The organism is Flagellimonas sp. ABD4_174 (assembly GCF_056160185.1).
In genome coordinates this window covers 514469-528249 of sequence record NZ_JBSWWP010000001.1, presented here as the reverse complement: position 1 = coordinate 528249, position 13781 = coordinate 514469, and the positions used below count along the sequence as shown (strand labels likewise).

Below are 13781 nucleotides of genomic sequence, written 5' to 3'. Positions count from 1 at the left end.
GATTTTGTTAATAAGTCTTAACAACTTACATTTGCTGCTGATAAACACTTAAACTTAAAATTTTGAGCATGAAACATCTTAGCAAATTATTGGTTGTTGCTCTTGTATTTGTAGGGATCAACAGCATACAAGCGCAAGACGAAAATAATCCCTGGCAAGTAAGCATAGGGGTGAATGCAATAGACGCTTATCCTACTAACGATAGTAACAATCCATTTTCCAGTACTACGTTGTTCGATGAGTACTTTAACGTATCCGATCACTGGAATATTTTGCCTTCTGTATCTTATGTAGGTGTATCCAAATATGTTGGTGATGGATTTTCTGTTGGAGCCAGAGGTTCCTTGAACAGAATCGAGAAAATCGGAGACTTCGAAGTAGATGAGCTTTCTCACTATGCTATCGATGGTACTATCAAGTACAACATCCTTAAAAACACTACCATTGATCCTTTCGTTGAAATAGGTGGTGGTTATACTTGGATCGATGAAATCGGTGCTGGTACTGTAAACGGTGGTGTTGGTGTTAACTTGTGGTTCTCTGACAACCTTGGTCTAACGCTTCAAACACAATACAAGCATGCTTTCGAAGATTATTTGATTACACACTTCCAACACATGGCAGGTCTTAGCATCAAATTTGGTGGTACTGACACTGATGGTGACGGTATCTACGATAAAGACGATGCTTGTCCAGAAGTTGCTGGCCTAGAAGCCTTCAACGGATGTCCTGATTCTGATGGTGATGGTATCGAGGATGCTAAAGATGCATGTCCTAACGAAGCTGGATCTAAAGAAATGAACGGATGTCCTGACTCTGACGGTGATGGTGTTGCCGATAAAGATGATGCTTGTCCAAGCACTCCTGGTCTTCCTGCACTAGCTGGTTGTCCTGATGCTGACGGTGACGGTATCGCTGACAAAGACGATAAGTGTCCTAACGAAGCTGGTCCTGCTGCAAACGACGGATGCCCTTGGCCTGATACTGATGGAGATGGAGTTCTTGACAAAGATGATCAGTGTCCAGAAATTGCCGGTACTGTTGCTAACAACGGTTGCCCAGAAGTAACTGAAGAAGTGCAAAAGCAGTTGAACGACTACGCTAGAACTATCTTGTTCGATACTGGTAAATCTTCTATCAAAGCAGAATCAACTTCTGTAATGGTTGACATTATCCAAATCTTGAACGAGTATCCTAATGCTAAGTTTACTGTAGAAGGTCACACTGATAGTGTAGGTAGCGAAAAATTGAACCAAAAACTTTCTGAAGAAAGAGCTAACTCTGTTAGAGATTTCTTGATCGACAAAGGTATCGCTGCTGATAGATTGACTGCCATCGGTTACGGTGAAGCTAAGCCAATCGCTACCAACAACACAAGAGCTGGTAGAGCACAAAACAGACGAGTTGAAATCAACTTGGTAAAATAATCAGAAACAAAGTTTTCTAGAAAAAGGCTCCGCAAATGCGGGGCCTTTTTTATTTTTAGTCCATGCAACAAACATTCCTTGAATACGTACTGGACGACCTCCAAAACAAACAGTTGAACTTTATAAACTGTACTTTTGTATTGCCCAGTAAACGATCGGGCACTTTCCTAAAAAAACATCTATCCAACCGTCTCGAAAAAAACATTTTTAGCCCAGAAATAATCTCCATTCAAGAATTTATAGGAGGGCTATCCGATCTAAAACAAGCTTCCAATATTGACTTATTGCTGTTGCTGTTCGAGGTATACAAATCCTCGAACATAGAAGATTCCGATGATTTTGCAACCTTTATAAACTGGGGACAGACCCTCTTACAAGATTTTAACGAAATTGATGGTTACCTAATTCCCGCTTCGGATATACTCAACTATCTATCCGCCATCAAAGAAATTAACCATTGGTCCACAAGTAAGGATAAATCCGAGCTTATCGAGAACTATCTACAGCTGTGGAAAAACCTCGAAACCATTTACAATACTTTCTACACCGCCTTGTTAGCACAAAAAAAAGGTTACCAAGGCCTTATCCAAAGAGAAGCGGTAAAAGCCCTAAAAAACGAAAGCAATCGAAAAATCAGGTCCAACCCGATTATATTTATTGGCTTTAATGCCTTAAATGCCGCCGAATCAACTATCATTCAACATTGCCTAGCTCAAGGAAATGCCCATATTTATTGGGATATAGACGCCTACTTTTTAAACGACAATGTACACGACGCCGGATTGTTCATCCGGAACTATCAAAATAATTGGCCGTACTACAAACACGGTCAAAAAATAGATCCGCAGCATAATTTTCTCAAACCTAAAAATATTACCATAACCGGGGTTCCCAAAAACATATCCCAGACCAAATATGTGGGCCAGTTATTAAAAAAGTTAGGGGAAACAAAGGAAATAGACCTTACCAAAACTGCATTGGTACTTGCGGACGAAACTTTACTAAACCCTATACTCAATGCTGTTCCCAGTTGCATCCCAGAGGTAAACATCACCATGGGGATGCCTTTGGACAAAACAGTTTTGTATTCCTTTTTTGTAAGCTATTTGGAATTACACCTAAATGTTTCCGACCAAGGATGGTTTTTTAAACGTGTCTTGGAATTGATTTCCAATCCGTACACACTTACCCTATCCGGTGAAGACCAAGGCAACTTTGCTCAAAAACTATCCAAAGATATTAAAGAAGGTAACCTACTCTATATAAACAAGGAAGCACTTTTAAAATATCCCAAGGCAGAAGATTTATTGACCCTTATTTTTCATTCAGGAAAAATATCGCCGATGGATTGGATAAACAATTGTCTAGGGCTCATTGAGCGGTTAAAAAGCATTTATCAAAACGAGAAAAATGCATTAGAACTGGAATACTTGTACAGATTCTATACTCTTTTCAATCAATTGGGACAATATTTGGACCAAGTGGATTTTGTGGGAGAACTCAGGTCCATTAAAAATCTTTTCAAGCAATTGGCCAATATGGAATCCTTGGATTTTATCGGTCAACCTTTAACTGGGTTTCAGATTATGGGAATGTTGGAAAGCAGAAACTTGGATTTTGACACTGTCATTGTCACCTCTGTGAACGAAGGGATTCTTCCCTCGGGAAAGTCAAACAATTCCTTTATACCTTTTGATGTAAAACGTGATTATGGCCTGCCCACTTACAAGGAAAAAGATGCCATTTATGTTTATCACTTTTACCGTTTGATACAACGCGCCAAGAATATTTACATTACCTACAATACAGAACCCGATGTGTTGGAAGGTGGGGAAAAAAGCCGATTGATTTCCCAATTATTGACCGATAAAAATCTTATACCGCACATAGCCCATACTATTGCCACCCCTAAAATATCCATTGAGGCAAAGCCACTGATCCAAATGGAAAAGGACAGCCGTTTCATGGATGATCTTAGGGCTTTTACAGAAAAAGGCTTTTCACCCACTTCGCTTACCAATTACATTCGAAATCCAATCGATTTTTATACCAGAAACATTCTTAAGATCAATGATTTGGATGAAGTGGAAGAAAATATTGCGGCCAACACTTTTGGAACCATTATTCACGATAGCCTAGAACAGCTATACAAACCGCTCATTAATCAATTTTTGACCGAAGAACATATTAAATCCTTAAAAGAGAAAGTGCCTGAAGTGGTGCAACATCATTTCACCCAAAACCTCTCTGGCGTCGATGTTTCCAAAGGAAAGTTTCTATTGGTGTACAATGTTATCCTCAAGTATCTGCACAATTTCTTGGACGATGAGCTACGTCAACTTAAACGGCACGAAATCAAAATATTGGCTCTCGAGGAACGCTACGAAGAGTTTATTTCGGTACCCGGATTGGATTTTCCCATCAAAATAAAGGGAACATTGGACCGTGTAGATCAGTTTGATGGAACCGTGCGCATTATCGACTACAAAACCGGTAAAGTAGAGCCAAAAAATGTAAAAGTCACAGATTGGAACGAACTGATCACGGATTACGACAAGAGCAAAGCGTTCCAATTGCTATGCTATGCTTATCTGTTTTCCAAAAAACACAATATTGGCGAAGTACAGGCCGGCATTATATCCTTTAAGCACTTGGGTAAAGGCCTGTTTCCGTTTTCAGAGGAGAAGAATACCCGAATACATTCGGATACTCTTGCAACCTTTGAAAAATACTTGTTCTTACTTATACAGGAAATATGCAACCCTACTATTCCCCTGATCGAAAAGACGGTCTGATTATTTTAAATCGGGACGCGTGGGGCGTACTTCTATTTTACTGGGCAAGGTACGTGGGTGCATGGTCAACAAATCAACGACCAATTTCCCGATATCCTCTGGCTGTATCTTCCACGCATCTTTATCCGATGGGTCGTTGTTGTTAAAATTACTGGACACCGATCCCGGCATAATCGTGGTGACCTTTATGTTGTATTGTCTTAAATCGAGCATTGCGGCCTGGGTAAATCCTACCACGCCAAATTTTGTGGCATTGTAGCCCGCTGCGGTGGCAAAAAAGTTGGTCCCCGCCAAGCTTGCCAAGGTCATATAATACCCTTCCGATGTTTTTAAAGCCTCTACGGATGCTTTTAAGGTGTGGTACACCCCGTTCAGGTTAGTATTTATCATCTGATGCCATTTATCGTCCTCCAATTCATCGATCGGCGCAAAATGACCCACTCCTGCGTTCGCCATAACCACATCCAACTGCCCCCATGTCTCGAGAACAGCGGCAACGGCCTTTTTCTCATCGCCCAATTTGGAAACGTCGGATACCAAGCCCAATACCCTATCCGGTTTATTCAGCCTTTTTACAGCTTCATCGGCACTTTCTTGACTTCGTCCACTAATCGCTACTTTCATGCCCTGCTCCAACAGGCTTTCGGCAATCCCATATCCGATACCCTTGGTTCCTCCAGTAATGTACGCTACTTTTCCTTCTAATTTCATGTTGATTTTGTTTTGAAGTAAAGTTCAAAAAAGCATGGGCCAAATACAAAAAACAGATATTAAAAGGTTGATAAAGTTTGTTGCAGGAAAGGAGGACACGCTAAACCATGGTATAAAATATGGTACATTTACGGTTATTGATATGATTTATTAAGCCATGGCAAAAAGTAGATTGATAATTTTACTGGTACTTTGTTTGAACCAGGCAATCGCACAAGATCAAAACGACATTACGCAATTTAACAGCGCACTGAACAAATTCCTAAATGTTCGTGATTTATGTATTTCAGAAAATGGTAGTGAAGCATTTTTTACTATTCAGAGCCCATTGCAAGATATTTCCCAAATCGCCTATATCCAAAAAAAGGGAAACGAATGGACAGAGCCCGAACTGATGTCTTTTTCGAGTTCTTATATGGATTTGGAACCGTTTTTGTCTCACGATGGAAAACGATTATTCTTTGTTTCCAATAGACCATTGGATGACTTGAGCAAAGAAAAAAAAGATTTTGACATCTGGTATGTGGAACGAGGTGGTTCTGACCAAGAATGGTCCATGCCCAAAAACATTGGCGCTCCCATAAATTCGGGCCTAAATGAATTTTATCCATCATTAAGTAAAAACAACAATCTATACTTTACCTTGGAGTCGCCGAACGGACTTGGAAAAGATGATATTTACTTCTCTCGTTGGGAAAATGGTTCTTATTCAACACCACAACTATTGGATAAAAACATTAATACTCCCGGGTATGAATTCAATGCCTTTATTTCCAAAGAAGAGGACTTTATTCTTTTTTCCCGATATAACGAAGAGGATGGTCTAGGTAGTGGGGATATCTATATTTCCGTAAAAGATGATCGGGGAAACTGGGAAAAAGCGAGAAATATTGGAGCTCCGATCAATACCAAATACATGGAATATTGCCCGTTCTATCACGAAGGAGACCAAACGCTCTATTTTACTAGTCGTCGCAACGAACTATCTCCCAAGTTATTCAACTCTGTATCGGAATTTCAAGAATACATGTACGAAAGCAATAATGGATTGAGTAAAATCTATATGACCCATTTAAAAATCAAGGGGCATAACTAAAGAGTAGAAGCATCATTAACCAAATTGAAAACCATACCGTTCCTCATATTACGGAGCCCCAACGGCTACAGGAGTATGGTGTGGGAATTTTTAAAGCTTTGCCCACCAAATCGGCACTTAAAAAGGCTTTAAAGAAAAGATATATATCGGTAAATGGAATACATGCCACCACCGCGACCATAATTTCTGGTGGAGAACACATTGTTTTATCCATTCCTCAAAAAAATATACCCAAAAGGAAACTTATACTTCCCCTTAAAGTATTGTTTGAGGATGACCATTTGGCCGCTATACACAAACCTGCTGGCATTGAAGTGAGTGGCAACAAGTTCAGGACCATCGACAATGCTTTGCCGCAGAACCTACAACCCAGTTCGCTATTAGATGCTGTAACTCCCCAACCTGTCCACCGTTTGGATTATGCCACCACGGGTATTGTTTTGGTGGGCAAAACGAGCAGTAGCATCCGTGCTTTAAACAAACTGTTTGAGGATAAGCTAATTTGCAAAACCTATTATGCCGTTACCATTGGAAAGATGAGATCCAATGGAGCAGTTACCACGGAGATAGATGGAAAACCCTCCCGATCGGATTATAATGTAATGGAATCCGTGCCCTCGGAACGTTTCGGTACATTGAATTTAGTAGAATTACGCCCCAAAACGGGCAGAAGGCATCAATTGCGAAAACATCTTCACGGGTTGGGGCATCCTATTCTGGGAGACAAAGATTACGCGATAGAGGGGTTGGTTTTAAAAGGGAAGGGCCTGTACCTGCACGCACACACTTTAGAGTTTGAGCATCCGTTTACTAAAAAAACCATCAAAATAACAGATGTGCTGCCTGAAAAGTTTGGGATGATATTTCATGATAAACGAATATAAGGTTTGATGTTACCATCGAACAAAACCGTAACAAAACCTGGCCCAGCTCGTCATAAATTACAATCAATCAAAAAAATAAAATGACGAAATCAACAACACAGAAAAAAGAAGCGTGGAGTACCATAGGCATCTTCTTACTACTTCTAATTGCATTTAGTTCCATTGCATATTATGCAATTCTAAAATTAAATCCCACGAGTATCTATATAGGTTTATTAATGATTTCTCCCGCTTTAGCAGCCTTTCTTACCCTAAAAATCAAAAAACGCCCTATTTCCAGTTTACCTTGGAGTCTTAAGAATCCAAAATATGTAAAATTCGCATACCTAACCCCTCTACTTTATGTTTCCGTTGCCTATGTTTTGCTCTGGCTTTTTGGTTTTGCAAATTTTATGAGCCCAGAAACCATTGCGGAATGGAGCAACGAACTGGGCATAGCAAAATCCAATAAATCCATCGTAATAGCTGTGATGGGAATTTTACTGTTGACAGTTGGAGTAATTAAAAACTTAGGCTCTACCTTGGGAGAGGAAATAGGTTGGCGCGGCTTTCTCATATTCGAATTGCGAAAAGTAATGTCTTTTAAAGCCCTAACTATTGTGAGTGGCGTTATTTGGGCTGTTTGGCATTACCCAGTGATCAATCTGATTTACGGAAGGGGAGAAAACCTTCTAATGCACACAGGTACTTTCACTATAATGATCATGGGCATATCTGTGATTTTGGCCTATTTCACGTTTAAATCCAAAAGCCTATGGCCAGCCGCCATTTATCATTCAGTTCACAATATTTATATTCAGAAAATTTGTACACCATTGACCATTTCCAATGAAAACACTGTGTTTTGGATAGATGAATATGGTTTTATGATTCCAATAGTTACAACTGTTTTTGCAGTTTACTTTTGGATAAAAGCTGGGAAGGAAAAGTTATAGCACAAAAAAAAGCACCTCGTTTGAGATGCTTTTAGAAATTTTGTGGAGAATACCGGATTCGAACCGGTGGCCTCTTGCCTGCCAGGCAAGCGCTCTAGCCAACTGAGCTAATCCCCCAAAGAGAGCGCAAAATAAATACTTTTTTCCGAAAGTATCAAAAATTGCATTACTTCCCTAATCTTTTTTAACACTGAGCACCAATACCGGTATCTTAACAAAGAATTCCGATTTTTGTATGGTATTCTTCTCCCATAGTTTTTTAAAGAACCCACGCTTTCTTCGGAACACGCATAGCATATCCGGTTGTTCCTTTTGGAAATATTCCGTTACCCCTAAATACGTTGTACCGTTCTCGGTAATGGTCAATTGGGAGCTCAAATCCATCAAGGCAGTGTTAACTTTTAAGTCATCCTCGGTATAACCTGGTCTCTTTACCAACAATAAGCTTATTTCCGATCTAAATTTGTTTTTGATAATGATCAAAGGGTTCAAAATACTACTACGCTTCAAAATACCGGAGCCAAAGGCAGTTAAAATCTTTTTGACAGGTTTAAAGGTTGTTCCCTTTGGAACGATCAAGGTCGGTATCTCGGTCTGTTTGATAATTCTTCCAGATGTGTTGCCCAAATAAAGTTCTTCTTTAATATCATTACTTCTCGGGGCAATAATGATCAAGTCAATGCCAAGTTCTTTGTTAATGCTCTTCAAACCATCGATAATATCGCCATTATAGGTCGCTATTTTTATCTCAACACCTTTGGTATCTACTTGATCTATAACTCCTTTTAACTGTTCCTTGCTACTTTTTGCTACTTTTTCTTCCACATTCGCCAAACTCCCTACGGCAGTAGTCACGGAAAAAACATCCATAACATAGATCATAGCCCCGAATTCGGAAGCAAAATCAACCGCATATTGTAAGGTTTGAGAAGCATTTGGAGAAGTTCCAATAGGTACAAGTATATTGTTCATGGTTTGGTGATTATGATTAAACCTTAAATTTACAATTAAATTGAAACGAATCAATGATAAGACGAGCAAAGATTTCCGAAATCGCCGACATCTTGTCGATTACCAAGGCCTGTGCCGTAAAAATGCAACAAAATGGAATTTTTCAATGGAACGAACATTACCCCTCCAAACAAGCCTTTTTAAAAGACATTCAGCGCAACGAACTCTATGTGATTGAAGAAAACCACATTATTTTGGGCACTATCGTCATATCAACTTTAATGGACGACGAGTACATACCCATACAATGGCTTACACCTAATGGCAACAGCTCGTATATCCATCGTTTATCGGTCCATCCAGATCATCAAGGAAAAGGGTTGGCCCAAAGGCTAATGGACTTTGCTGAAAGCCATTCCAAGAAAAATGGATTTGTATCGGTGCGGTTGGACACCTTTTCCCAAAACAAAAGAAACCAAAGATTTTACGAACAACGGGGATATCAAAAACTAGGCGACATCTTCTTTCCAAAACAAAGCGAACATCCCTTTCATTGTTATGAATTAGTGCTGTAACTTGCACCCGATTTGAGCAAAGAGGTAAATTTTAGGAGCATTAACCAATTGGCGGTTCCCGCTACCATATCGGGCATTGCAGAACCTATACTGTCCATTACCGATACCGCTATTGTTGGCAATATTCCGGTAGACGGACTTGAATCTTTGGCGGCGGCCGGTATAGTGGGCTCCTTTTTGTCCATGCTGATTTGGGTTTTGGGCCAGACCCGAAGTTCCATTTCCGCCATTATATCACAATATTTGGGAGCAGGAAGATTGGACGAGGTAAAAAATATGCCTGCACAAGCCATATTCCTGAACATTGTTTTAAGTCTTCTGGTACTGCTCACCACCATTTTTGTAATTGAAGAGATTTTTTCGCTCTTCAATGCATCGGGAAAAATATTGGAGTATTGTGTCTCCTATTATTCCATTCGGGTTTGGGGATTTCCGCTTACCCTGTTCACCTTTGCAATTTTTGGTATTTTCCGGGGTTTGCAAAACACCTTCTATCCCATGGTCATCGCAATGCTTGGGGCAGGACTTAATATTGTACTCGATTTTGTGTTTGTTTATGGTATTGAAGGTTTTATCCCTGCACTATATTTGGAAGGTGCAGCATGGGCCAGTTTGATTGCCCAGGCCATTATGGCGCTTTTGGCACTATTCTTTTTAATGAAGAAAACGGATATCAGCCTAAAGCTGACCCTTCCGCTGAACAAAGAGATCAAACGACTCATTTTTATGAGCCTTAACCTTTTTGTAAGAACCTTGGCCCTAAATGCTGCGTTGATGTTGGCCGTTCGAGAAGCCACTACTTTAGGAGATCGCTTTATCGGGGCACATACCATTGCTGTTAACCTATGGTTGTTCGCCGCATTTTTTATTGATGGTTATGCCGCTGCCGGAAACAGTATGGGCGGTAAACTTTTGGGAGCCGAAGATTATGATGGCCTTTGGAAATTGGCCAAAACAATATTCAAGTACGGAATGATCGTAAGTCTGGCCCTTATGTGCTTCGGATTTATTTTTTATCGACCCATTGGTCAACTTTTTTCGAACGAGGAAATCGTGCTCAACACCTTTTACAGCATTTTTTATATTGTAATCTTAGGACTTCCCATGAACACCTTGGCCTTTATTTTTGATGGGATTTTTAAGGGTATGGGCGAAATGAAATACCTGAGAAATGTACTCCTTGCCGCCACCTTTTTGGGGTTTATCCCCTGTCTTTACCTGGGCATGTATTTAGGTCTTGGTTTTTACGCCATTTGGATTGCTTTTATTGTTTGGATGATGATTCGCGGATTCTCACTGGTCTGGAAATTTAGAAGAAAGTTCCGGCCCTTGGTTCAAAACCCTTAATTTAGTATCCAAAGACATCTGATAACTAAATTGAATGACAACAGATAGAACCAACGGAAGTTTATATACTCGAATAGAAAACAGGATCGCTACGGTCGAATTTGGCCATCCGGCAAGCAATTCTTTTGTTTCGGAGCTTTTGGCACGACTGGCCAAGGAGTTAGTTGCACTAGGGGAAAATAATGAAGTTTCCGTGATTGTCTTAAAATCAGAAGGGGAACGGGCCTTTTGCGCCGGCGCTTCTTTTGATGAACTGGTGGCAGTTTCCAATTTGGAAGAAGGAAAACAGTTCTTCAGCGGATTTGCCCATGTGATCAATGCCATGCGCAAATGTCCCAAACCCATTATCGGCCGGGTGCAAGGGAAAACTGTTGGTGGCGGGGTCGGATTGGTCTCGGCCTGCGATTATGTGCATGCTACCGAAGCAGCGGCAATCAAACTATCCGAGATTTCCATAGGAATAGGTCCGTTCGTAATTGCCCCTGCGGTGGAACGTAAAATGGGAAAGGCGGCTTTGGCAGAACTCACTTTGTATCCCACAGAATGGAAAAATGCCTATTGGGCCAAAGAACAGGGACTTTATGCCAAGGTATACGATTCCATTTCCGAAATGGACAAAGAACTGGACATTCACCTGCAAAAGTTGGCGAGCTATAATCCCGAAGCCCTTGCTGAAATGAAAAAAGTGCTTTGGCAAGGAACCGAGCATTGGGACGACTTATTGTTGGTGCGTGCCGAAGCCTCTGGAAGATTGGCACTATCCCCCGATACTAAGAAAGCATTGGAAAAGTTTAAAAAGTAGTTGTGTGCTCTCTAATTATAAAAATATGCGTCACCCTGAACTAGTTTCAGGGTCTCATTAAAAAGATAAAGTTGTGAGATGCTGAATCAAGTTCAGCATGACGGTTTAAAACGAGAGAAGAATTATAAAATTTAGAATATGAATGATTTAGTTTTCCCCATACTCGCGCTCTTTGTGATTGTGGTATATGTGGTCAACAGAATACGAAGCAACCGACGTTACAAGAAATAAATGAAGAACATTGCCCTGCCTAAAGGCAAAAAAGTCTATTTCGCGAGCGATAACCATCTCGGAGCACCCACCCGAAAGGATAGTCTCCCCCGTGAAAAAAAGTTTGTAGCTTGGCTGGATTCCATAAAAGATGATGCCGCTGCCATTTTTTTAATGGGCGACCTTTTTGATTTTTGGTTCGAGTACAAAACTGTGGTTCCCAAAGGCTTTACGCGTACCTTGGGGAAACTGGCCGAGCTATCGGACATGGGCATCCAAATTACCTATTTTGTAGGCAACCATGATCTATGGATGAACGGCTATTTTGAGGAAGAACTCAATATTCCCGTTTACCATAAGCCACAGCAGTTCCTTATAAACGACACTTCCTTTTTTATCGGACATGGGGATGGATTGGGTCCTCACGATAAAGGTTTCAAACGCATGAAGAAAGTGTTCACCAATCCCGTGGCCAAATGGTTTTTTAAATGGCTGCACCCTGATTTGGGTGTTCGCTTAGGGCAACATCTTTCCGTGAACAACAAGGTTATTTCTGGAGATGCGGATGCTACATTTTTGGGTGAGGACAAAGAATGGTTGATTTTATATGCCAAGCGCAAACTGGAGCAACAACACTATGACCATTTTATTTTTGGTCATCGACACCTGCCCATGGAAATAAAACTCAACGAAAAATCTACCTACACCAATCTTGGGGATTGGATTTCCTATTATACCTATGCCGTTTTTGATGGTGAAAAATTGACTTTGGAGAAACTGGAGGGTTAATCCTCCTTTTCATGTTCATCAATGTCTTTTTGAAGATCCAGTCGGCGAAAGGTCGGTGAAACAATCGCGGTTGTTCCAGCGGTCAAAAGCGTCATGCACCCACCGAAAACCACTGCTGTAACCGTTCCCAATAATTTGGCCGCCAATCCACTTTCAAATGCCCCCAACTCGTTGGACGACCCAACGAACATAGAATTCACAGATGCGACCCTTCCTCGCATATTGTCCGGCGTTTTTAATTGTAAAATAGTCTGCCGTATGATCATGGAAACACCATCCACCGCACCACTGAGGAACAGGGCAATCACCGATAACCAAAATAACTCCGACAATCCGAAGACAATAATACAGATACCGAAGGCGAACACGGCCCACAGCAATTTTTTCCCAGCATTTTTATGCAAAGGAAATCGGGTGGAGCCCAACATGGTGATGGATGCTCCCACGGCCGGAGCCGCCCTCAAAATTCCGAATCCTTCCGAACCAACATGCAAAATGTCCTGGGCATACACAGGCAAAAGTGCCACGGCTCCCCCAAAAAGCACAGCAATCATATCCAAAGTCAAGGCTCCAAAAATGGCCTTGTTCCCAAAAACAAACTTGAGTCCATCACGTAAACTTTGAAATACCGGCTCTCCGATTTTTGGATTTAAGATTGGTTTTCTCGGTATTTGGAACAAGAAAATAAGTGCAAGTACCGAAAACCCAAAAATAAGGCACATGCTCCAATGTACCCCGATCCAACTGATCGAGAACCCGGCCAAGGCCGGACCCAAAACAGATGCCAACTGCCATGTGGAACTGCTCCATGTTGCGGCATTGGGGTATATTTTTTTGGGAACGATCAAAGCGATCAAAGAGAAAATTGTAGGGCCCAAAAACGAACGCACAAACCCGCCCAAAAAAACCAAGGCGTAAATCGAATACAGAATGGTTTTGGATTCCCAAGAATCTTCAAGCCCGGGCCAACTCAACAAGAACAGCCCAAGACTGATTACCGAAAATCCAGCAATGCAAATCACCAAAAGGTTTCGCTTTTCCCGCTGATCTACAATATGTCCAGCAAACAGGGCCATACTCACCGCAGGAATCACTTCCATCAACCCGATAATGCCTAGTGAAAGTGGGTCCTTGGTCAAGGAATACACTTGCCATTCGATCACAATAAACTGCATGGACCATGCAAAGACCATGGCAAAACGTACCAATAAAAATATGTTGAATTCCTTATAGCGAAGTGCTGCGTAGGGGTCCATAAA

Annotated in this window: 12 protein-coding genes and 1 tRNA gene; 9 read left to right on the top strand and 4 right to left on the bottom strand. The window is 41.0% G+C overall.

The window, feature by feature from the left end:
- Window positions 1-68 precede the first annotated feature (68 nt).
- A complete protein-coding gene (locus tag ACXAFK_RS02330; protein WP_224836067.1) occupies window positions 69-1427 on the top strand; it encodes an OmpA family protein in 1359 nt (452 codons plus the stop codon).
- Window positions 1428-1489: 62 nt separating this feature from the next.
- On the top strand, window positions 1490-4222 hold the full coding sequence (locus tag ACXAFK_RS02325; RefSeq protein ID WP_474956671.1) for a PD-(D/E)XK nuclease family protein: 2733 nt from the start codon (window positions 1490-1492) through the stop codon (window positions 4220-4222).
- Here ACXAFK_RS02325 and ACXAFK_RS02320 read toward each other — a convergent pair whose 3' ends face one another.
- Entirely contained in the window at window positions 4223-4933 is a 711-nt protein-coding gene (locus ACXAFK_RS02320) for an SDR family oxidoreductase (protein WP_224836065.1), read from the bottom strand.
- Between the two features lie 157 nt (window positions 4934-5090).
- On the opposite strand from ACXAFK_RS02320, the gene ACXAFK_RS02315 reads away from it, so the two are divergent.
- The 3 genes from ACXAFK_RS02315 to ACXAFK_RS02305 all read left to right on the top strand — a co-directional run bounded on the left by ACXAFK_RS02315 (window position 5091) and on the right by ACXAFK_RS02305 (window position 7848).
- Window positions 5091-6029 (top strand): TolB family protein, encoded by a 939-nt coding sequence (locus ACXAFK_RS02315; RefSeq protein WP_474956670.1) that lies wholly within the window; start codon window positions 5091-5093, stop codon window positions 6027-6029.
- Window positions 6030-6109: 80 nt separating this feature from the next.
- Window positions 6110-6913: an RluA family pseudouridine synthase gene (locus ACXAFK_RS02310; RefSeq protein WP_474956669.1), complete on the top strand. Its 804-nt coding sequence runs from the start codon at window positions 6110-6112 to the stop codon at window positions 6911-6913.
- Window positions 6914-6993: 80 nt separating this feature from the next.
- Complete coding sequence (locus ACXAFK_RS02305; RefSeq protein ID WP_474956668.1) at window positions 6994-7848, top strand: CPBP family intramembrane glutamic endopeptidase; 855 nt, start codon at window positions 6994-6996, stop codon at window positions 7846-7848.
- 43 nt (window positions 7849-7891) lie between these two features.
- Here the strand turns inward: ACXAFK_RS02305 and ACXAFK_RS02300 are convergent.
- Window positions 7892-7965: transfer RNA gene (locus ACXAFK_RS02300), tRNA-Ala, on the bottom strand.
- A gap of 57 nt (window positions 7966-8022) precedes the next feature.
- Window positions 8023-8820 carry a universal stress protein gene (locus ACXAFK_RS02295; RefSeq protein WP_224836062.1) on the bottom strand — a complete coding sequence of 266 codons (798 nt, stop codon included), beginning with the start codon at window positions 8818-8820 and terminating at the stop codon, window positions 8023-8025.
- Window positions 8821-8873: 53 nt separating this feature from the next.
- Between ACXAFK_RS02295 and ACXAFK_RS02290 the strand changes: the two genes are divergently transcribed.
- From ACXAFK_RS02290 to ACXAFK_RS02275, 4 genes are all read left to right on the top strand, one after another.
- Complete coding sequence (locus ACXAFK_RS02290) at window positions 8874-9374, top strand: GNAT family N-acetyltransferase (protein WP_474956667.1); 501 nt, start codon at window positions 8874-8876, stop codon at window positions 9372-9374.
- Window positions 9375-9386: 12 nt separating this feature from the next.
- A complete protein-coding gene (locus tag ACXAFK_RS02285) occupies window positions 9387-10721 on the top strand; it encodes an MATE family efflux transporter (protein ID WP_338197357.1) in 1335 nt (444 codons plus the stop codon).
- A 34-nt stretch (window positions 10722-10755) separates the two neighbouring features.
- Complete coding sequence (locus ACXAFK_RS02280; RefSeq protein WP_474956666.1) at window positions 10756-11523, top strand: enoyl-CoA hydratase/isomerase family protein; 768 nt, start codon at window positions 10756-10758, stop codon at window positions 11521-11523.
- A gap of 231 nt (window positions 11524-11754) precedes the next feature.
- A complete protein-coding gene (locus ACXAFK_RS02275; protein ID WP_474956665.1) occupies window positions 11755-12522 on the top strand; it encodes a UDP-2,3-diacylglucosamine diphosphatase in 768 nt (255 codons plus the stop codon).
- Here the strand turns inward: ACXAFK_RS02275 and ACXAFK_RS02270 are convergent.
- Window positions 12519-13778: an MFS transporter gene (locus ACXAFK_RS02270; RefSeq protein ID WP_474956664.1), complete on the bottom strand. Its 1260-nt coding sequence runs from the start codon at window positions 13776-13778 to the stop codon at window positions 12519-12521. The two genes, ACXAFK_RS02275 and ACXAFK_RS02270, sit on opposite strands and share 4 nt — an antisense overlap.
- Window positions 13779-13781: the final 3 nt, after the last annotated feature.